The sequence below is a fragment of the Sphingomonas oligophenolica genome (assembly GCF_039522915.1).
In the GTDB taxonomy this organism is placed as follows: Bacteria; Pseudomonadota; Alphaproteobacteria; order Sphingomonadales; family Sphingomonadaceae; genus Sphingomonas; species Sphingomonas oligophenolica.
In genome coordinates this window covers 56,137-75,093 of sequence record NZ_BAAAEH010000028.1, presented here as the reverse complement: position 1 = coordinate 75,093, position 18,957 = coordinate 56,137, and the positions used below count along the sequence as shown (strand labels likewise).

Sequence of the window (18,957 nt, the reverse complement as noted above, 5' to 3'; positions counted from 1 at the left end):
ATCGAAAGTGACGATCTGGGCCGGCGCCCCGCGTCTTCGCGACATGGGGCGCCCATGGGCGGGAGTACCTTACCAGATCCGCACCCGCTGCGCCGGCGCGAGGTACAATTTGTCGGTCGGCCTGGGCTTGAACGCGGCGTACCAGGGATCGAGATTGCGCACGATCCAGGCGCGCTGCTGCGAAGGCGCATGCGGGTCGGTGAGCAGCCGGTTGCGCATGTCAGCCTCGCGGTAGCTGCGCCGCCAGACCTGCGCCCAGCCGAGATAGAAACGCTGGTCGCCGGTATAACCGTCGATTACCGGCGCGCGCTTGCCGCCCAGCGAGGCATGATAGGCATCATAGGCGGCACTCAGTCCGGCGAGATCGGCGGTATTTTCGCCGAGCGTCAGCGCGCCCTTCAAATGCATGCCGGGTAGCGGCTCATAGGCGTCATATTCGGCCACCAGCGCGTCGGTACGCTTCTTGAAGTTCGCGACATCAGCTGGCGTCCACCAGTCGGTGAGCTGGCCATGGAGATCGAACTTGGCGCCCTGGTCGTCGAAATGATGGCTCATCTCATGCCCGATCACCGCGCCGATGCCGCCGTAATTGACCGCGGGATCGGCCTTGGGATCGAAAAAGGGCGGCTGCAGGATCGCCGCCGGGAACGTGATCGCGACCAATGTCGGATTGGCCTGGGCGTTCACCGTCATCGGGGTCATTCCCCATTCCCACCGGTAGATCGGTTTGCCGAGCTTGCCGATATTGTAATTATGCGCCCATAGGTTGGCGCGCACCGCATTGCCGAAGGCGTCGCCGGGCACGATCTGCAGTGCCGAATAATCCCGCCACTGGGTGGAATAACCGATCCGCGGCGTGAAGGCGGCGAGCTTGGCGTGCGCCTTGATCTTGGTTTCCGGGCTCATCCAGTCGAGCTTGTCGATCCGCGCGTTCATCGCCGCGATGATGTTCTTCACCAGCGCGTCGGCAGCCGCCTTGGTTTCGGGGGGGAAATATTTGGCGACATAGAGCTTGCTGACATCGTCGGTGAGGATGCGGCTGGTGTAATCCACCGAGCGCTTCCACCGGTCCTCCTGCTGCGGCGTGCCGGAGATGACGGTGCCGAACATGGCGAAATGCTCGGTGTCGAACGCCGCAGGCAGCACCTGCGCAAAGCCGTCGAGCGAGCGGACCAGGAGCTGGTCGCGCAGCACGGCGATCGGCGCGCCGCCGATCAGGCCGGCGATAGCCGTCACCGCACTCGGTTGCGCGACGATCACTGTGTCGACCGGCGTACCGATCAGCTTGAAATAGGTAACGAAATCGAAGCCGGGCGCAGTCCGGGCGAGATCGGCGACCGCCATCTTGTTATAGGTCTTGTCGGCATCGCGGTTCTGAATGTTGGTCCAGCTCGCCTTGGCAATCTCGGTCTCGAAATCGACGATCGCCCGGGCGCGTGCTTCCGCGTCAGGCTCGCCAGCGAGCGTGAGCATCCGCGCGAGATGCGCCTGGTAGGCGACCTTTGCCTCTGTCAGCTTGGGGTTCACGCCGAGATAATAATCGCGGTCGGGAAGGCCGAGGCCCGCCTGGCGCATCTGCAACGCATAGTGCTCCGGGTCCTTGGCGTCCTGGCTAATGCCGGCGCCGAACGGCACGGCCACCCCCATGCGATCCGCCTCGGCGACCAGGGCGGCATAATCGGCCTTTGAGTTGACGCTCTTGATGCGAGCAAGCCAGGGCTTGATCGGCGCGAGCCCCTTTGCCTCGATCGCCGCGGTATCGAGAAAAGCGGCATAGGCGGCGCCGATCTTCGAATTGGGATCAGCGCGCTGCGCTTCGAGGATGCCGTGGGTGCGTTCGCGCGAGAGGTCCTGGAGCGCGTCGAACGCGCCATAATTGGCCTTGTCGGCGGGGATCGGGGTGTTCTTCGACCAGGTGCCGTTCACATAGCCGTAGAAGTCGTCGCCGGGCGCGATGCTCTTGTCCATGCCGGCTTCGTCGACGCCGAAATCGCCAAATGTGGGCTTGGCGGGCGAAGAAACCTGCGCTCCGGCTTGCGAGGCGGCGTAACCGGCATAGCTGGTCAGGATCGTGGCGGACAGCAACAAGGCGGCGAGCGAGCGTTTCATGGGCGACTCCGGCTTCGTGGTGCCGCGTGTTCTACGCCGGTAAGACGCCTAGTCAAACTGGTATCAGCTGCGACGATTGCGCCATTTGCGAGCGATCCTCAGCCGCCAGATCAGGCTGGTCACGCCATAGCCGATGATCGACAGAGTCACCGCGATCAGCACCAGCCCGACGATCGTTGCCGGCCCGCCCTGCGCCACCACCCAGTGGAGCCAGCCCGAATTTGCCTTGACGTTGGTCACGAGCGGATGACCGGGCACCTGATGGTCGAGCCGCAGCACCCAATGACCGAGCCTGTAGGCCGTAGCGAGGATCGGCACGAAGGTGACCGGATTGTTGATCAGCGTGGTGCCGACCGCGGTCGGCACGTTCGCACGCAGCGGCAGCGCAAGCACCGCCGCCAGCGCCATGTGCGCGAACGGGAACAAGATGCCGGCAAGGATGCCGAGCGCGACGCCCCGCGGCACCGAACGGCGGTGGAAGCGCCACAGCGCCGGCACGAGAATCCGGTGCGCCACGGGGCGCAGGAAACGGTTGGCCTCGATCGTTTCGCGCGTCGGCACGTGTCCGCGCGCCCAGTCCGAGGCGCGGGCGAATGGTCCGGTCGGTTTCGCTGAGTCAGCCGCGGTCACGCATCAACCTCGCCTTGTCGCGCTGCCAGTCGCGCTCCTTGATCGATTCGCGCTTGTCATGCGCCTTCTTGCCCTTGGCGAGCGCGATCTCGACCTTGGCGCGGCCCTTGGAGTTGAAGTAGATCATCAGCGGCACGAGCGTCATCCCGTCGCGCGCGACGGCGCCGTGCATCCGGTTGATCTCGCGCTCGTGCAGCAGCAATTTGCGCGGCCGCTTCGGCTCATGGTTGAAGCGGTTGCCATGGCTGAATTCCGGCAGGTTCGAATTGATCAGCCAGACCTGGCCGTCCTTCACCTCGGCATAGCTTTCGGCGATCGAGCCCTGGCCGGCGCGGAGCGACTTCACCTCGGTGCCGGTGAGCGCGATGCCCGCCTCATAGACGGTGTCGATCGCATAATCGAACTTCGCGCGCCGGTTCTCGGCGACGATCTTGGTTTTCTCGAAGATGGGCGGTTTGGGACGAGCCATAAGACCGGGCGATGTAGGCGCGAGGGGCGCGGAAGGGAAGCTCGGCGGAGCTAAAGAAGTCCCGCCACCTCAAGCGCCGCATCCACCGCACGCTGGCTCGCTTCGCCGGGCCAGGTCATCGGCAGGCGGAGCGCCCTGGGAAAATCCTTCCTTACCCGGCTCAGCGCATATTTGATCGGGCCCGGCGAGGCATCCGTGAACAGCGCCATGTGCAGCGGGAACAGGCGGTCCTGATAGTCGAGCGCCCTGGCATAATCGCCGGCAAGACACGCTGCCTGGAATTCGGCGCACAGCCGCGGCGCGACATTGGCGGTTACCGAGATGCACCCCCTGCCCCCGGTCGCGTTGAACGCAAGCGCCATGTCGTCATTGCCCGAGATCTGGCAGAAATCCTTGCCGCACGCGGCGCGCTGCGCCGAGACGCGCTGGATCACGCCGGTCGCATCCTTGACGCCGACGATGCTCGGAAAGGCCTTGGCCAGCTGCCCCATCGTCTCGACATGGATATCCGTCACGGTGCGGCCGGGCACATTGTAGAGGACGATCGGCAGGTCGCAGCTGTTCGCCACCGCCTCGAAATGACGGAAGATGCCCTCCTGGTTGGGACGGTTGTAATAAGGCGGCACCATCAACGCCGCGTCCGCACCCGCATCCTTCGAGGCCCTGATGTTCTGGATCGCGACCCGCGTGTCGTTCGATCCGGCGCCGGCGATCACCGGCACCCGGCCCTTCGTCTGGTCGACACAGACGCGCACTGCATGGAAATGCTCCTCGGCGCTGAGCGTCGCGGCTTCGCCGGTGGTGCCGACCGGCACCAGGCCGGTCGAGCCTTCGGCGATCTGCCACTCGATGAAATCGCGATAGGCGCTTTCGACGAAAGCGCCGTCCTCAGCGAACGGCGTGACGAGCGCCGGGATCGATCCCGAAAACATGGCTAATATGCTCCTGCGGGACGCAAATCCCGTCGTTTTTTGTTATTTTGACCGAGACAGATAGAAGCGGCTGGCATATCCTGTCCATATGATACCGTCCTTGATCAAATCGGGGCTCCTGCTTGCCGGCGTTTCCGGCCTCGCCGTAACGTCGAACGTAGCGCAGGATCAGCTCGGCTGGGGCCGGGCACAACAAGCGCTTGAAGGATCGGCGGCCGCCAACAGCGCGCTTTCGTCGACGATCGCTCAGTGGAAGTCGCTCCAGGGCGGCTCGGCCTATCCGTTCGACACCTATGCGCGCTTCCTGCTCGCACATCCGGGTTGGCCGAACGAAATGAGCCTGCGGCGCAACGCTGAGAATGCGCTGACGGGTGGCAGCTGGTCGACCTCGACCGCCGTCGCCTATTTCCGGCGCTTTCCGCCCCTGACCGCCGCCGGCAAGGTTCGCTTCGCTGATGCGCTCTGGGCCAGCGGCGCACAGGCGGAGGCGAGGCTCGCCGCTGAAAAGGCCTGGGTTTCAGGCACGCTCAGCCCATCCGACGAGACGCGGATGATCGGCAATTTCTCGAGCGCGCTGACTCTGGCCGATCACGACGCGCGCATGGACATGCTGTTGTGGCAGGGCTCGATCCAGTCGGCCCAGCGCCAGCTCGCTCTCGTCAGCCCGAGCAAACGGCCGTTGTTCGAGGCGCGGCTCGCCTTTCGCACCAACGCGGCCAACGCAGCCGACCTGGCCGCAGCGACCGAAGCGATGGGTGCCGGCGATGCCGGCTATCTCGCCGATCGTGCCACGTGGTTCCGCAACAATGGCGCCACGCCGAGCGCGCGGAGCCTGCTTGCACGCCGCCAGGCGCTCACCTCGCGGCCCGGCGATGTCGAGGACTGGTTCGAGGTACTGCTGACCAATGCGCGCGGTGCCGCCGCCGATGCGCAATATTCGACTGCTTTCGATATCGCCCGCCAGGTCGATGACGCCTATCCGGCGGGCACCGACGTATCGGGTCAGCCCTTTGGCGAACGCGACAATTATACGAGCCTGATGTGGCTTGCCGGGCAGACCGCACTCAAGCAGCTCGGCCGGCCCTCGGACGCGACGGGCATGTTCCTGCGCTATGCCGGCGGATCGAAGACGCCGACGACCCAGTCGAAGGGCCTGTACTGGGCCGGACGCGCCGCCGAGGCAGCCGGGCGGCGCGATGAGGCGAACGGCTATTACGCCCGCGCCGCCGGCTTCCCCGACCTGTTCTACGGCCAGCTCGCGATGGAGCGGCTCGGCGAGCCGCTGATCCCGCCGGGCGATCCGCTGATGAAGCCGGTCGATCCCGTCGTGCGCACTGCCTTCTACAATCGCGAGACGGTGCGCGCCGCGCAATATCTCGGCACCGCCGGCGACTGGGAGGACCAGACCGCGTTCGTCCGCCAGATCGCGATCGACGCCAAGACCGACAGCGATCATGTGCTCGCGACCGAGCTCTCGCGCAGCCTCGGCCGTCCGGATCTCGGCGTGATGGTCGGGCGCAGCGCGCTGCAGAACGGGCTCAGCGAATATAGCACGGTCGGTTTCCCCAATGTCCGCGTGCCCGCCACGAGCAACGACAGCTGGACGATCATCCACGCGATCGCGCGCCAGGAAAGCCAGTTCAACCGCGCCGCGGTCAGCCACGCCGGCGCGCGCGGGCTGATGCAGCTGATGCCGGGCACCGCGCGCGACGTCTCGACCAAGATGGGGCTCGGCTACAATCCCGGCGCGCTGACCACCGACACCGACTACAACATCATGGTCGGCTCGACCTATTTCCAGCATATCTACAACATCTATTACAGCTGGCCGCTGGCGGTGGCCGCGTACAATGCCGGGCCGGGCAATGTGAACAAGTGGATCAGGGCGAACGGCGATCCGCGCACGCCGGGGGTCGACATCGTCGACTGGATCGAGGCGATCCCGATCTACGAGACCAAGAACTATGTGCAGCGCGTACTGGAGAATGCGGTGGTCTACGACCTGATGAACCCGCAGCATTCTCGCTCGCAGGGGGCGAACCGTCTCAGCTGGTATCTGGGGAAGAACAAGCCGGGCTGAGCTTTACGGCCTCTTGCCTGCCCGGTTACCAGACCCCGCCTTTGTTGGGATGACGGCCCCGGCTCGCACCGTTACGTAGCGGATGATGGACCACCCCAACTACATCACCCCTGCCGGCTATTCAGCGCTCAGCCGCGAATATGGCGCACTGCTCGGTGACGAGCGGCCGAAGCTGGTCGAGGTGATCTCCTGGGCGGCGGGCAATGGCGACCGCTCCGAGAATGGCGACTATATCTATGGCCGCAAGCGGCTGCGCGAGATCGACCGGCGGCTCGGCTGGCTGGCGAAGCGGATGAAGGCAGCGGTGGTGATCGATCCCGCGGCGCAGCCCGATCGCAGCCGGGTCTGGTTCGGCGCAACCGTCACCATCGCCGACGAGAATGATGTCGAGCGCGTGCTGACCCTAGTCGGCGACGACGAGACTGATGCCGGCGCCGGGCGGATCGGCTGGAGCGCGCCGCTTTCCCGGGCGCTGCGCGGCGCGGCGGTCGGCGATGTCCGCCGCGTCACACTCCCTGCCGGCGAAAAGGAATATGAGGTGCTCGACATCGACTATCCTGCGGCGTCGGGGAACTGATGCACGTTTCGACTGTTTACGGGGCGAGGAGAGGGCTGATGGAGAACTCCCGTACTACCGCGGCACGCAAGCACGACGACAAAGCGCTGATCGAAGGGCTTGAGCGCGCACCTTCGGGCTCGGGCTCAAGCGGCGGCAACCTCGCTCGCGATGTCGGGTCGCGCGCCGAGGAGCAGGCGGTTGCTGAGCCGGAAGGCCATATGCGCGTCGAAAAGCAGGAAAGCATCGACAACGACGCCGCGCTCAGGAAACCGCGCGCGCGCTGAGGTCCCATGGCCCGGTTGGGGGGGACGCCCATCGGCATCGTGATCGACTATCGCGGGATGTAAAGCCGGTATAGGCTGCGCTGATGTCAGACCCCCTTCCCACCGGCAATGTCGCGCTGCTGATCGACGCCGACAATGCCTCGCACACCGCGATCGACCCGGTGCTGACCGCACTCTCCGATCTCGGCACCGTCAATGTCCGGCGCGTCTATGGCAACTGGACCAAGCCCACGCTGAAAGGCTGGGAAACGGTCGCCTTGCGCTACGCGCTCGAGCCGCAGCAGCAGTTCGACCTGACCAAGGGGAAGAACGCCACCGACATGAAGATGACGATCGACGCGATGGACCTGCTCGCCAGCGGTCGCATCACCGGCTTCGGCATCATGTCGTCGGACAGCGATTTCATGCCGCTTGCCACCCGCATCCGACAGGACGGGCTCAAGGTCTATGGTTTCGGCCGCGCGAATACGCCCGAGGGCTTTCGCGAGGCGTGCAACCGCTTCATCGACGTCGACACGCTGATCGAAAGGGCCCCCACGCCCGTGCCGCCAGCGCCGACCCCGCGGCGCAACAGCCGCGGCATCATCGAACCCGAAGTCGTGAAGATGCTGGTCGATGCCTATGAAGCCTCGAAGCGCGACGCCGACGGCTATGCCTCGCTCGGCGAAGTCGGCCTGCGGGCCAGCAACCGATCGAGCTTCGATGCGCGCAACTACGGCTTTTCGCGCCTGTCCGACCTGTTCGAGGCAGTGCCGGGCTTCGTCGTCGACCGGCGCGACGGCGGCGCGCTCGTCCGCCGCATGAAATAGCCGGATTTTCATCCCGTTAGCGGGGCAGTTCACGGTAAAGGCTGCATTGAATGCGACGGAATCCGGTGCGCTCCCCGTGCCACCGCCCAAGCCCATGCTAGGCTGACCGCGATACAGGGTCCGAGGGGGACTTTGATCGCGTGAAATGAGTGAGTTGAATGACGACGCAACGTATCTTCATAAGCGGCAAGGTGCAGAATATCGGGTTTCGCAACTGGGTGATGTGCAAGGCGCGGGATTTGGGCGTGACCGGCTGGGTCCGGAATTTGACCGACGGCCGGGTCGAGGTGCTTGTCGCCGGCGACGACGAGGCGGCCAACGCACTGGTCGAGGCGTGTCGCCAGGGCTCGCCGCATTCGCGCGTCGACCATGTCGAGGCGCTGCCCGACGAGGAAAAGCCGCCCAAGGGATTCACCAAGCGCTTTACGGCTTCGGTGCCGGGCACGGTCCATAGTTCGCCAGGGTCAGGTCGGGCAATGGCCTGACCCGGGCAGGCGCCCATCTTCGCGGGCCGCGGCGTCTCGTCGATCTTCCGCGCGAGCACGCAGCAGCCGACGCGCCGGGGCGCATCCTCACGCCTCGGCGATATCCTCGTTCCACAAGGCCGGCTGCTCGGCGATGAAACGCGCCATCAGCGCGGTGCACCGTGCATCGTCAACGACATCGACCCGCACCCCGCGCTCGCGCAGGAAATCCTCATTGCCGCCGAAATTACGGTTCTCGGCGACCACGACGCGCGGGATGCCGAACTGAACGATCGTCCCGGCGCACATCATGCAGGGGCTGAGCGAGGTATAGAGGGTCGTGCCGCGATAGTGCGGCAGGCGCCCGGCGTTGCGCAACGCATCCATCTCGCCATGCGCGATCGGATCGCCCTGCTGGACGCGGCGGTTATGGCCTTCGCCGAGGATCCGGCCGTCGCGCACGAGGACCGAGCCGATCGGCAGGCCGCCTTCGGTATAGCTCTCGAGCGCGAGTTCGTAGCAACGGGTGACGAACGGGGCATCCTGGTCAGTCATTGCACGTCATCCTGCTCGGCCGCTGGCGATCTCATCTCGAATGTTTCCCAAACCCGCTGACGTCAACAATTTGTCCAGCAAAGCGGGTCTAAGGCGCGATAATGGACATCGAGATCGGCAAGCTCAATCCTGCGGTCGCGGTAGGCGACGTCATGCCCGGCGCCCGCTACCGCGCCGACATAGACGGGTTGCGTGCCATCGCCGTCGCCTCGGTCGTCCTGTTCCATACCGGGCTCGCGACGGTCGGCGGCGGCTTTGTCGGGGTCGATATCTTCTTCGTCATCTCGGGCTTCCTCATCGGCGGCATCGTCGATCGGGAGATCAGCGCGGGGCGGTTCAGCTTCGCTGCGTTCTACGCGCGGCGCGCCCGCCGCATCCTGCCGGCGCTGATCGCCGTCGCGGCGGCGACCGTGGCGCTGGGCCTCGCCCTGCTCGGGCCCGCCGAGATGCGACGGCTGGCAGCGAGCGTGGCGGCCGCGCTGACCGGCGTCTCGAACCTGTGGTTCTGGGCAACCGCGGGCTATTTCTCGCCCGATGCCCGGGGCGAGCCCTTCCTGATGACCTGGTCGCTGGGCATCGAGGAGCAATTCTACCTGTTCCTGCCGCCGCTGCTCCTGCTGCTCGACCGGATAAGCCCCCGCGCGACGCGCCCGGCGATCGCTGGGATTACCCTGGTTTCGCTGCTGCTCTCGATCCTTCTCACGAGTCACTTCCCGAGCGAAGCCTTCTATCTCCTGCCGGCACGCGCCTGGGAGCTGGGGATCGGCGTGCTGCTCGCGCTGTTCGCGGCCAGCCGCGTGCGGCCGATAGCGCAGCGGCTTCAGGAGGGACTCGGCTGGGCCGGCCTGGCCGCGGTGATCGCGTCGATCGCGCTGTTCGATCAGCGCCTCGCCTATCCGGGCATCGCCGCCCTGCTGCCGACACTGGGTGCGGCGGCGCTGATCCTGAGCGAGCGCAGCACCATCAATCGGCGGCTATTGTCTTCACGGCCCTTTGTCGGAATCGGGCTCATCTCCTATTCCTGGTATCTCTGGCACTGGCCGCTGCTTGCCTTTGTGCGGATCTGCGCGGCCGAGGCGCCCACGGTCGGGGTAATGACCAGCGTTGCGCTGCTGTCACTGGTGCCGGCCTGGCTCTCCTGGCGATTTGTGGAGCGCCCCTTTCGTCACGGCACCCGGCACCTTTCGGATCGGGCCCAGCTCCGGCGCTATGGTGCCGCGATCGGCGTCGGAATGGTCGCCCTTGCCCTTGTCCATGCCACGCACGGCGTGTCGGGCCGGATGGACCCCGATGCCCGCCGGATCGAGTCGATCCTTGCGGAAAGCCGCGGTGGCCCGTGCCTCGCGCCCTATGGGGCGGACCGGCCCAACCTGTCGGGCGCGTGCGTCACGCTTGATCGCCGCCCTCGTCTCGCGCTGCTCGGCGACAGCCACGCGGCGGCGCTGGGCGGCGCGCTTCGCACAGCGGCGGAGCGCCACGGGCTTGGTTTCGAGCAGCTCACCAAATCCTCCTGCCCGCCCTTGCTCGGCGCAAGTCGCGCGATGCCGAACCACCCCGGCCATGTCGGCGAATGCACGCGCTACAACCAGGCCGCGATCGACGCGGTGGCGCGCGACCCGCAGGTTCGCACCGTGGTGATCGCAGGATTCTGGCAGGTCCCGTTCGGCGCCAGTGCGATCGCCGCGGGCGACGCCTATGTCGAAGGGGATGGCAGCGCGGCGGGCCGATCGAGCGAGGACGAACTGAGGCTCGCGCTCGGCCGCACCATCCGCCGGCTCTCGGCTGCCGGCAAGAAGGTGATCGTCCTCGGCGACGTGCCCTATCTGCGCTTCAACCCGGCGCGCCATGCCATGGCAAGCTTCCTGCCCGCCCGCCGCGCCGCCGAGGCGTTGCTCAGCCCGGATTTCGCGCCCGCCGATGGCCAGGTGGACCTGCGCTTTGTGGAGCCGATCGACGACACCGGGGCGCTGATCGTGCCGCAAGCTGTCGAGGATGTGCGGGGGGCCATTTTTGCCTCGGTCTCGCACATTCTCTGTACGCCCTCTCGCTGCCGGTTCAGTGAGGGGCGAATTCCCTATTATATCGACCCCGAACATTTATCACGACCGGGCGCCGGCTATGTCGTCGGCGCGCTCGACGACATTCTCTGGCGCGTCACGCCACCCTATGGTGGCAAATCAAGGCAGCCGTGATATCCTCTCGACCATGACGGAGCTTCTGCCCCTCAACACCTCCCCGCTCCCGGTGAAGCTGCGGGTCGAGGATTATCTGCTGCTCGATGAATCGGGTGCGTTCGAGCCGTATCGCAAGACCGAGCTGATCGAGGGGGAGGTCTATTTCGTGAACGCCCAACATCGGCCGCATGCGCTTGCCAAAGCCGAACTCTATGACGCGCTGCGGGACTCACTACGCGCCATGAGTTCCGTGTTACGGCCATTGACCGAGGCGAGCATAGCCCTGTCGGCCCATGATGCGCCCGAGCCGGACATCGTACTGACCAACGAGCCGAGAGGTGAAGGGCTGATCCCGGTCGGATCCGTCGCACTGGTTGTCGAGATTTCCGACACGACAGTGAGCAGCGACCTGAAGCGCAAGGCGGTGATCTACGCTCGCGCCGGGGTTCCCGAATATTGGGTGGCCGATGTGAACACGAAGCTGATCCATCAGATGTGGGCGCCAGCGGACGAGGCCTATGCCGAGCGGCGGGAAATCGCCTTCGGCGAACCGATCGATGCGGCGACGATCACGGGATTGAGCATCGGCACGACGTCGCTTTGACGGCGTGAACCGGCCTGCCTCGAGCCGCGCGTGCTTCCGGCAGAGTCCGGCCTTCTCGCTGTTCTTTGCTGTTCCCGCCGATTTTTATTTTTCGCCGCTGTTATGTGGGAATTTGCGGCCCAAATCGGCTTCTGTTCTCAATGGCTTGCCGCTATTCCCGCTGTTATCGAAGAACAGCAAAAAACAGCGGCGGAACAGCGGGGATTAACAGCGGGCCGGCCCGGCATAACAGCGGGGAACAGCGGCGGAACAGCGGGACCGCTGCCACGACCGTGGGAAAACCATTGTCCGACAATGCGAAAGAGCGGCGGACCGACACACCGCCAGTCCGCCGCTACCGTTCCTCAATCCCGGCCATGGTTGAATCGACGATCAGCCGAATTATCGGGTCAGCTTCTTGTATGCCAACCGCGTCGGCCGGTCGGCCGCATCGCCGAGCCGGCGCCTTTTGTCAGCCTCATAGCTCTCGAAATTGCCTTCGAACCATTCGACATGGCTGTCGCCCTCGAAGGCGAGGATGTGGGTTGCGAGGCGATCGAGGAAGAAGCGGTCATGGCTGATGACCACGGCGCAGCCAGCGAAGCTCTCCAGAGCCTCTTCGAGCGCACGCAGCGTCTCGACATCGAGATCGTTGGTCGGCTCGTCGAGCAGGAGGACGTTGCCGCCCTCCTTCAGCATCTTGGCGAGATGGACCCGGTTGCGCTCACCGCCCGACAGCTGGCCGACCTTCTTCTGCTGGTCCTGGCCCTTGAAGTTGAACGCGCCGACATAGGCACGCGTGCCGAGTTCCTGCTTGCCGAAGCGGAACACTTCGAGCTTGTCTGAAATCTCTTCCCACACATTGTTGTTCGGGTTGAGGTCGTCGCGGCTCTGGTCGACATAACCGAGCTTGACCGTCTGGCCGACCTCGATCGTGCCGCTGTCGGGCTGTTCCTGGCCGGTGATCAGCTTGAACAGGGTGGACTTGCCCGCGCCGTTCGGACCGATGACGCCGACGATGCCGCCCGGCGGCAGCACGAAATCGAGATTCTCGAACAGCAACTTGTCGCCATAGGCCTTGGTCAGGCCCTTGGCCTCGATCACCTTGCCGCCGAGGCGCTCGGGCAGCTGGATGAGGATCTGCGCCTTGCCGACCGAACGATTCTCCTGCTTCTCCATCAGCTCATCGAACGCGCGGATACGCGCCTTGGACTTGGTCTGGCGGGCCTTGGGGGTCTGGCGCATCCAGGCGAGCTCGTCGGCGATCGCCTTGGCCTTGCCCTGCTCCTCGCGCTCCTCCTGCTCGAGCCGCTTGACCTTCTTTTCGAGATAGCCCGAATAGTTGCTCTCATAGGTGTAATAGCGGCCGCGATCGAGCTCGAGCACCCAGTTGACGACATTGTCGAGGAAGTAGCGGTCATGCGTCACCAGGATGACGTTGCCGGTATATTCCTTGAGGTAATTTTCGAGCCACTGGACGCTCTCCGCGTCGAGATGGTTGGTCGGCTCGTCGAGCAGCAGGATATTGGGCTTTTCGAGCAGCAGCTTGCACAACGCCACACGGCGCTTCTCGCCGCCCGACAGGTTGGTGACGGGCGAATCGCCGGGCGGGCAGCGCAGCGCCTCCATGGCGATCTCGAGCTGGTTGTCGAGGCTCCAGCCGTCGACCGCGTCGATCTTGGCCTGGAGATCGCCCATCTCCTCCATCAGCGCGTCGAAATCGGTATCGTCCTTGGGGTCACCCATCTCGGCCGAGATCGCATTGAAGCGATCGACCAGGTCGGCGATCGGGCGAACCCCGTCCTTGACGTTGTCGATGACGTTCTTGCTGGGGTCGAGCTGCGGCTCCTGCGCCAGATAGCCGACCTTGATCCCCTCCGCGGCCCAGGCCTCGCCGACGAAATCGGGATCGATGCCGGCCATGATCTTCATCAGGGTCGACTTGCCGGAGCCGTTCGGACCGATGATCGCGATCTTCGCGTCGCCGAGGAACTGGAGGTGGATGTTGTTGAGCACCGGCTTTGCGGCACCGGGGAAGGTCTTGGTGAGACCTTTCATCACATAGCTGTACTGCACGGCCATTGCTGCGCGAGCTCCGTCTTGCTTGAATGCGGGGAATTTCGAGCGGGCATGTAGCGATGGCAACGCGGATTGGCAAACCGTCGGCTGCCGATTACGCAGCCCTCCCATGATCAAAAAACCAATTCTCGCGGCGCTTGCCGCCTCCGCCCTCGCCATGCCCGCCTTTGCCCAGCGCCCGGCACCGGCCGACCCGGTGGCGAAGCTCCGCGACGCAGCGCTGACCGACAGCGTCGCCTGGGATGTCGTCGAAGGCCTCACGACCGAGATCGGCCCGCGCCCCGACGGCTCGCCGCAGGAAGCGCGCGCGCGTGACTGGGCCGTCGCGAAGCTCAAGAGCCTCGGCTTCAGGAACGTCCATATCGAACCCTATCAATTGAACACCTGGGTGCGCGGCCAGGAAAGCGGCGAAGTGGTGTCACCCTATCCGCAGCCGTTGCGGCTGACCGCGCTCGGCAATTCGGGCGCGACGCCGCCCGAGGGGCTGACCTTGCCGGTTGTCTTCTTCCCGAGCCTCGACGATCTGCGCGCTGCGCCCGATGGCAGCCTGACCGGCAAGATCGCCTTTGTTTCCAACTCGATGCAGCCGACGATGGACGGATCGAGCTATGGCAGCCAGGGCCAGGCGCGCCGCGCGGGGCCGAACATCGCCGCAAAGAAGGGCGCGAGCGCGATCGTCATCCGTTCGATCGGCACTGATCATGGCCGCGGGCCGCATGCCGGCGTCACGATGTTCGAGCCCGGCGTGACGGCGATTCCGGCGGCGGCACTCTCCGTCGCCGATGCCGAGAATCTCGAGCGGATGGTCAAGCGCGGCAAGCCGGTGACGCTTCACCTGCTGCTTACCCCGCAACAGGTCGGCCTGCGCGATTCGGGCAATGTCGTGGCCGAGGTGCCCGGCACCGACCCTTTGGCGGGCGTGATCCTGATCGGCGGCCATCTCGACAGCTGGGATCTCGGCACCGGCGCGATCGACGACGGGGCCGGCGTCGCGATCACCACCGCGGCCGCCAAGCTGCTGATGGAATCGGGCAAGCACAAGCGCACGATCCGCGTCGTGTGGTTCGGCGACGAGGAAACCGGGGGCTTCGGCGGCGCTGCCTATGCCAAGGCACATGCCGGCGAACACCATGCGCTTGCGGCGGAATCCGATTTCGGCGCCGACCGGGTGTGGCGATTCCAGACCAATTTGCCGGACAATGCCAAGGGCATCGCCGATCGCCTCGCGGCCGCGCTCGACCCGATCGGCGTGATTCGTGGTGCCCCGGCACCTGGCGACGGCACTGATGTCGAGCCGACAATCGCCACCGGTGTGGCGTCGATCAACCTCAACCAGAGCGGCCTGCGCTACTTCGACTGGCACCACACGCCGGAGGATACGCTCGACCGGATCGACCCCGAACAGCTGCGCCAGAATGTCGCCGCATGGACGGCAATGCTGGCTGTTTTCGCAGATGCACCAGAGGATTTAGGGCCGGTTTCGATCCAAAAATGACGGAAAACCGCGGCCTAACCTTTCCAGCAGATGAATTGCGATTGACGCGCGACGCGCTTGCGTTATGGAAAGCCCCTCGTGGTAAGCAATCGGGCTGGCCGCGAATTTTGCTATGCTTGGGAGCATCCGCATGAAGAAGATCGCCTTTGTTCTCGTCGCCGCCGGCCTGATGTCGCTCGCCGCCTGCCACAAGCCTGCCGACACTGCCGCCACCAACAACGAGGCGGATATGGCTGCGACGCTGGACAACACCGCCAGCAACATCGACGACATGGCCGCTGCGACGACCAACGAGGCCGCCGCGAACGCCATGGAGAACGCCTCGGCCTCGATGAGCGCCGCGTCGGACAATCTGACGGCTGCTGCGAAGAACGGCCAGTAATTTCCCTTCGGGTTTCGGCCCGGACGGATTACGAGAAAGAGGGCGCCCCTTCCGGGGGGCGCCCTTTTCTTTTTGTCGCCACGATGCGGTCGAAGCGTCGGCGTCGTGATGGTGACGCAATGCTGCGAAAAGCGTGCGTCGGCAAACGTGCCGCATAGCAGGAGCGCAGCGTTTTGGCCGGCCGCGGCACCGACACATTGCTTCGTGCCGCGTCTCGTCTTCGCGCCTTCGCGCCTTCGCGGAAAATATCCTACGCCGCCTCCCCTGTCCCCAGGGTCGACGAGACCTTCCACAGATCGATACTGCCCTCGCCTGCATATTGATCGATCTCGCGAAACTCAGCCGAATCGAAATCCAGCCGCTTCACCGCATCGAGCGAATCGTCGAGTTGCTCGACGGTGCGCGCGCCGATCAGCGCCGAGGTGACCCGGGGATCGCGCAGCACCCAGGCGATCGCCATCTGTGCCAATGTCTGACCGCGCCTTCCGGCGATTGCGTTCAGGGCTCTGATTCGCGCGAGATTGTCATCCGAGAGCATCCGCCGCGAAAGCGAGCCTGACTTTGCAGCACGACTGTCCTCGCTCACTCCACCAAGATATTTGCTGGTCAGCATCCCCTGGGCGAGCGGCGAAAAGGCGATGCAGCCGGTGCCGAGCTCCTCCAGCGTATCGAGCAGACCGTCTTCGACCCATCGATTGAGCATCGAGTAGCTCGGCTGATGGATCAGCAGCGGCACCCGCTCTTCCTTGAGGATCGCCGCCGCCTGGCGGGTCAGTTCGGGCGAATAGGAGGAGATGCCGACATAGAGCGCCTTGCCCTGCCGGTGGAGATGGGCGAGCGCCCCCATCGTCTCCTCGAGCGGCGTCTTCGGGTCGACCCGGTGCGAATAGAAGATATCGACATAATCGAGCCCCATCCGCTTGAGGCTCTGGTCGCAACTCGCGATCAGATATTTGCGGCTGCCACCGACATCGCCGTAAGGGCCGGGCCACATGTCCCAACCCGCCTTGGTCGAGACGATCAGCTCGTCGCGGTGGCCTGCGAAATCGGCCGCCATGACGCGGCCGAAATTCTCCTCCGCCGAGCCGTAGGGAGGGCCATAATTGTTCGCCAGATCGAAATGGGTGACGCCGCGATCAAAGGCGCGGCGCAGCATCGCCCGGCCTGTCTCGAACACGTCCTCGCCGCCGAAATTCTGCCAGAGGCCAAGCGAAATCGCCGGCAGATCGAGGCCGCTCCTTCCGCAGCGGCGATAGGGCATGCGGCCGTCATAGCGCGCGCCGTCAGCGACATAGGGCATCGGATAGGGCATCGGAAATCCTCTGAATGAAGCGCGAGACAGGTGGTTTCAGGGCAAGGCCTTTGCCCGCTCGGCATACCAGGCCGCAAGTATATCGAATGCCTGTTTGCGGCGCCCGGTTTCCGAGATCAGCCCCTTGCGGTTCCAGCCCTGTTGATAGACCGGATGCTGGCGCCGCGGCGACCGGAAATCCTTGAGGATCCAGGGCGACATGCCCACCAGATTCGGAATCTTCGCCGCCATCGCCAGCGTCTGCCGGTAATAATCAGCCTGGAATTCCTCGGAGAATTTCCGCTTCGTCGCCGGATCGTGAAAACCGGCCAGCGCATCGGCGCCGAGCTCGGAGAAGATCAGCGGCTTGTCGGCGGGGGTTTGCCAGCCGATCTTCGGCAGATCGGCCAGGGCATCGCCCGTGTACCAGCCATTATAGGTGTTGATCGCCATCACATCGAGCTTTGCGACCAGTGGATCGGCCATCACCATCACCGCGTGACCGTCCTGTTCCTTGCGCCCGGTCAGCAAAGCCGCAGTCACCAGCCGGTCGGGATCGAGCGTGCGCACATCGTCGGCGAGCGTGCCGAGAAAGGCGTTGCGGGCATCGCCGATCGGGGTTTCGTTGCCGACGCTCCACAGAATGATCGACGCGCGGTTTCGATCGCGCAGGATATTCTCGGCGACCATCGCCCGGGCGCGGGCGAGCGTCTCCGGATTATCCCAGGCGATCAGCCAATAGACCGGCACCTCGCTCCAGAGCAGCAGCCCGATTTCGTCGGCCATCCGGGTCGTCACCTCGCTGTGCGGATAATGCGCGAGGCGGACGAAATTGCCGTGGAGCCCGGTCTTCACCTCGGTCAGCAGGGCGCGGGCCGCAGCGGGGGTGATGGCCCGGGTCGGGTCGGAACCAAGCTCCTCCTCGTGCATGCAGATGCCGCGCAGGAAGATCGGCCTGCCGTTCAGCAGGATCCGTGCGCCGCGCACCTCCACCGTGCGGAAGCCGACACGGTCGCGCCAATGATCGGCGCCGGCCTCGACCGTCACGTCGTACAGAGACGGGCTGTCGGGCGACCAGCGATGAAGTGCGCGCGGCGCGGGAATATGGGCGGTCCAGCGGCCGGCACCATCGGTATGGCCGTCGAGCTTCAGGCCAAGCGCCGGAATCGCGAAACGGACTGCCTGCCCAGCCGCCCCTGCCCCATCGAGCGTGACGTCGACCGCGATGCGACCGTCGCGGCCGAGCCGGATCCAGGCATCGTCGACATAGGTAGCGGGCGTCTCGATCAGGCTCACGCTGCGGGTGATGCCGCCATAGCTCTCCCAATCAGTGACCAGCGGCGGCACGCTGGCCGGATTGCGCTCGGAATCCACCCCGACCACGAGCCGGTTGTCGCCCTTGCGGACAAGCCCGGTCACTTCGAACGCGAACGGCGTGAAGCCGCCCTCGTGATGGCCGAGCTTCCTGCCGTTGAGATAGACATCGGCGCTGTAATTGACCGCGCCGAAGCGGAGAAATTGCCGCATGCCGGCGATCGGCGCTGCCGCAAAGCGGCGCTGATACCAGACCAGCCCTTCATAATGGCGCATCGTCGGATCGTGCGTCAGCCAGGAGGAAGGCAAGGTCGCCACCGGCGAATGATCGAGATCATATTCGTAGAGCGCCAACGGGTCGGCTGCCGTCACTGCCGAGACATCGACATCGTCATAGCGGCGGTGCCCAGTGCCCGCCGAGCCGCCGTGAAAGCCGCCCATGCCATCCCGATAAGGATCGATCGAATAATTCCACTGACCGTCGAGGCTCGTGCTCGGGCGCAGGTCAGCGGCCGCCAGCAGCGGCCGCGGCCGGGCGGGCTGCGCTTCCAGCGCGGTCATCGCGACAAGGGCTGCCGCGACGACCATGAGGACCCGCAGCGCGGCGAGACTGAAAGCTTTCCAGAGACGCATCATTTCACCCTCTCCCGCGGCGCCGGGCCCGTCTTCCCATGTGCGACAAGGGCCAACTTATCGTTTATCGTTGGATATGAGACCGCTAACATGCTTCTTTGTCAAACGTTCGACA

The 18,957-nt window shown here is 65.1% G+C and carries 17 protein-coding genes; 9 read left to right on the top strand and 8 right to left on the bottom strand.

Annotated elements, in window-relative coordinates; all coding sequences use genetic code 11:
• Positions 1–69: 69 nt before the first annotated feature.
• From ABD050_RS14045 to dapA, 4 genes are all read right to left on the bottom strand, one after another.
• Positions 70–2,109, bottom strand: coding sequence for a M13 family metallopeptidase (locus ABD050_RS14045; protein ID WP_343890022.1), 2,040 nt, complete (start codon positions 2,107–2,109; stop codon positions 70–72).
• 63 nt (positions 2,110–2,172) lie between these two features.
• Positions 2,173–2,739 carry a DUF2062 domain-containing protein gene (locus ABD050_RS14040; RefSeq protein WP_343890021.1) on the bottom strand — a complete coding sequence of 189 codons (567 nt, stop codon included), beginning with the start codon at positions 2,737–2,739 and terminating at the stop codon, positions 2,173–2,175.
• Entirely contained in the window at positions 2,726–3,208 is a 483-nt protein-coding gene (gene smpB, locus ABD050_RS14035) for an SsrA-binding protein SmpB (protein WP_343890020.1), read from the bottom strand. Before smpB ends, ABD050_RS14040 begins: the two co-directional genes overlap by 14 nt.
• A gap of 50 nt (positions 3,209–3,258) precedes the next feature.
• Positions 3,259–4,140 (bottom strand): 4-hydroxy-tetrahydrodipicolinate synthase, encoded by an 882-nt coding sequence (dapA, locus tag ABD050_RS14030; RefSeq protein ID WP_343890019.1) that lies wholly within the window; start codon positions 4,138–4,140, stop codon positions 3,259–3,261.
• 88 nt (positions 4,141–4,228) lie between these two features.
• Between dapA and ABD050_RS14025 the strand changes: the two genes are divergently transcribed.
• The 5 genes from ABD050_RS14025 (at position 4,229) to ABD050_RS14005 (ending at position 8,357) form a co-directional block, all read left to right on the top strand.
• On the top strand, positions 4,229–6,220 hold the full coding sequence (locus ABD050_RS14025; protein WP_343890018.1) for a lytic transglycosylase domain-containing protein: 1,992 nt from the start codon (positions 4,229–4,231) through the stop codon (positions 6,218–6,220).
• An 82-nt stretch (positions 6,221–6,302) separates the two neighbouring features.
• On the top strand, positions 6,303–6,797 hold the full coding sequence (locus ABD050_RS14020) for a GreA/GreB family elongation factor (protein WP_343890017.1): 495 nt from the start codon (positions 6,303–6,305) through the stop codon (positions 6,795–6,797).
• Between the two features lie 38 nt (positions 6,798–6,835).
• Positions 6,836–7,063 carry a hypothetical protein gene (locus tag ABD050_RS14015; protein ID WP_343890015.1) on the top strand — a complete coding sequence of 76 codons (228 nt, stop codon included), beginning with the start codon at positions 6,836–6,838 and terminating at the stop codon, positions 7,061–7,063.
• Between the two features lie 83 nt (positions 7,064–7,146).
• On the top strand, positions 7,147–7,872 hold the full coding sequence (locus tag ABD050_RS14010) for an NYN domain-containing protein (RefSeq protein WP_343890014.1): 726 nt from the start codon (positions 7,147–7,149) through the stop codon (positions 7,870–7,872).
• Positions 7,873–8,030: 158 nt separating this feature from the next.
• The gene (locus tag ABD050_RS14005) at positions 8,031–8,357 is read left to right on the top strand and encodes an acylphosphatase (protein WP_343890012.1); all 327 of its coding nucleotides are present in this window, start codon (positions 8,031–8,033) and stop codon (positions 8,355–8,357) included.
• Between the two features lie 87 nt (positions 8,358–8,444).
• Here ABD050_RS14005 and ABD050_RS14000 read toward each other — a convergent pair whose 3' ends face one another.
• Positions 8,445–8,891: a nucleoside deaminase gene (locus tag ABD050_RS14000; RefSeq protein ID WP_343890011.1), complete on the bottom strand. Its 447-nt coding sequence runs from the start codon at positions 8,889–8,891 to the stop codon at positions 8,445–8,447.
• Between the two features lie 101 nt (positions 8,892–8,992).
• Here ABD050_RS14000 and ABD050_RS13995 point away from each other — a divergent pair, with 101 nt between their 5' ends.
• Both ABD050_RS13995 and ABD050_RS13990 read left to right on the top strand, forming a co-directional pair.
• Positions 8,993–11,083: an acyltransferase family protein gene (locus ABD050_RS13995; RefSeq protein ID WP_343890010.1), complete on the top strand. Its 2,091-nt coding sequence runs from the start codon at positions 8,993–8,995 to the stop codon at positions 11,081–11,083.
• A 13-nt stretch (positions 11,084–11,096) separates the two neighbouring features.
• On the top strand, positions 11,097–11,669 hold the full coding sequence (locus tag ABD050_RS13990; protein ID WP_343890009.1) for a Uma2 family endonuclease: 573 nt from the start codon (positions 11,097–11,099) through the stop codon (positions 11,667–11,669).
• A gap of 381 nt (positions 11,670–12,050) precedes the next feature.
• Here ABD050_RS13990 and ettA read toward each other — a convergent pair whose 3' ends face one another.
• Positions 12,051–13,730 (bottom strand): energy-dependent translational throttle protein EttA, encoded by a 1,680-nt coding sequence (ettA, locus tag ABD050_RS13985; protein WP_343890008.1) that lies wholly within the window; start codon positions 13,728–13,730, stop codon positions 12,051–12,053.
• Between the two features lie 106 nt (positions 13,731–13,836).
• On the opposite strand from ettA, the gene ABD050_RS13980 reads away from it, so the two are divergent.
• Positions 13,837–15,222 carry a M20/M25/M40 family metallo-hydrolase gene (locus ABD050_RS13980; protein ID WP_343890007.1) on the top strand — a complete coding sequence of 462 codons (1,386 nt, stop codon included), beginning with the start codon at positions 13,837–13,839 and terminating at the stop codon, positions 15,220–15,222.
• 130 nt (positions 15,223–15,352) lie between these two features.
• Positions 15,353–15,604, top strand: a complete 252-nt coding sequence (locus ABD050_RS13975; protein ID WP_343890006.1) for a hypothetical protein — start codon at positions 15,353–15,355, stop codon at positions 15,602–15,604.
• 250 nt (positions 15,605–15,854) lie between these two features.
• Here the strand turns inward: ABD050_RS13975 and mgrA are convergent, their stop codons facing one another.
• Positions 15,855–16,916: an L-glyceraldehyde 3-phosphate reductase gene (gene mgrA, locus ABD050_RS13970; RefSeq protein WP_343890005.1), complete on the bottom strand. Its 1,062-nt coding sequence runs from the start codon at positions 16,914–16,916 to the stop codon at positions 15,855–15,857.
• Between the two features lie 36 nt (positions 16,917–16,952).
• The gene (locus ABD050_RS13965) at positions 16,953–18,845 is read right to left on the bottom strand and encodes a glycoside hydrolase family 2 protein (protein WP_343890004.1); all 1,893 of its coding nucleotides are present in this window, start codon (positions 18,843–18,845) and stop codon (positions 16,953–16,955) included.
• Positions 18,846–18,957: the final 112 nt, after the last annotated feature.

Bases quoted from the DNA above. Each gene is read 5' to 3' on its own strand.
- ABD050_RS14045 (WP_343890022.1), bottom strand. From the start codon at position 2,109: ATGAAACGCTCGCTCGCCGCCTTGTTGCTGTCCGCCACGATCCTGACC.
- smpB (WP_343890020.1), bottom strand. From the start codon at position 3,208: ATGGCTCGTCCCAAACCGCCCATCTTCGAGAAAACCAAGATCGTCGCC.
- dapA (WP_343890019.1), bottom strand. From the start codon at position 4,140: ATGTTTTCGGGATCGATCCCGGCGCTCGTCACGCCGTTCGCTGAGGAC.
- ABD050_RS14025 (WP_343890018.1), top strand. From the start codon at position 4,229: ATGATACCGTCCTTGATCAAATCGGGGCTCCTGCTTGCCGGCGTTTCC.
- ABD050_RS14020 (WP_343890017.1), top strand. From the start codon at position 6,303: ATGATGGACCACCCCAACTACATCACCCCTGCCGGCTATTCAGCGCTC.
- ABD050_RS14015 (WP_343890015.1), top strand. From the start codon at position 6,836: ATGGAGAACTCCCGTACTACCGCGGCACGCAAGCACGACGACAAAGCG.
- ABD050_RS14010 (WP_343890014.1), top strand. From the start codon at position 7,147: ATGTCAGACCCCCTTCCCACCGGCAATGTCGCGCTGCTGATCGACGCC.
- ABD050_RS14005 (WP_343890012.1), top strand. From the start codon at position 8,031: ATGACGACGCAACGTATCTTCATAAGCGGCAAGGTGCAGAATATCGGG.
- ABD050_RS14000 (WP_343890011.1), bottom strand. From the start codon at position 8,891: ATGACTGACCAGGATGCCCCGTTCGTCACCCGTTGCTACGAACTCGCG.
- ABD050_RS13995 (WP_343890010.1), top strand. From the start codon at position 8,993: ATGGACATCGAGATCGGCAAGCTCAATCCTGCGGTCGCGGTAGGCGAC.
- ABD050_RS13990 (WP_343890009.1), top strand. From the start codon at position 11,097: ATGACGGAGCTTCTGCCCCTCAACACCTCCCCGCTCCCGGTGAAGCTG.
- ettA (WP_343890008.1), bottom strand. From the start codon at position 13,730: ATGGCCGTGCAGTACAGCTATGTGATGAAAGGTCTCACCAAGACCTTC.
- ABD050_RS13980 (WP_343890007.1), top strand. From the start codon at position 13,837: ATGATCAAAAAACCAATTCTCGCGGCGCTTGCCGCCTCCGCCCTCGCC.
- ABD050_RS13975 (WP_343890006.1), top strand. From the start codon at position 15,353: ATGAAGAAGATCGCCTTTGTTCTCGTCGCCGCCGGCCTGATGTCGCTC.
- mgrA (WP_343890005.1), bottom strand. From the start codon at position 16,916: ATGCCCTATCCGATGCCCTATGTCGCTGACGGCGCGCGCTATGACGGC.
- ABD050_RS13965 (WP_343890004.1), bottom strand. From the start codon at position 18,845: ATGATGCGTCTCTGGAAAGCTTTCAGTCTCGCCGCGCTGCGGGTCCTC.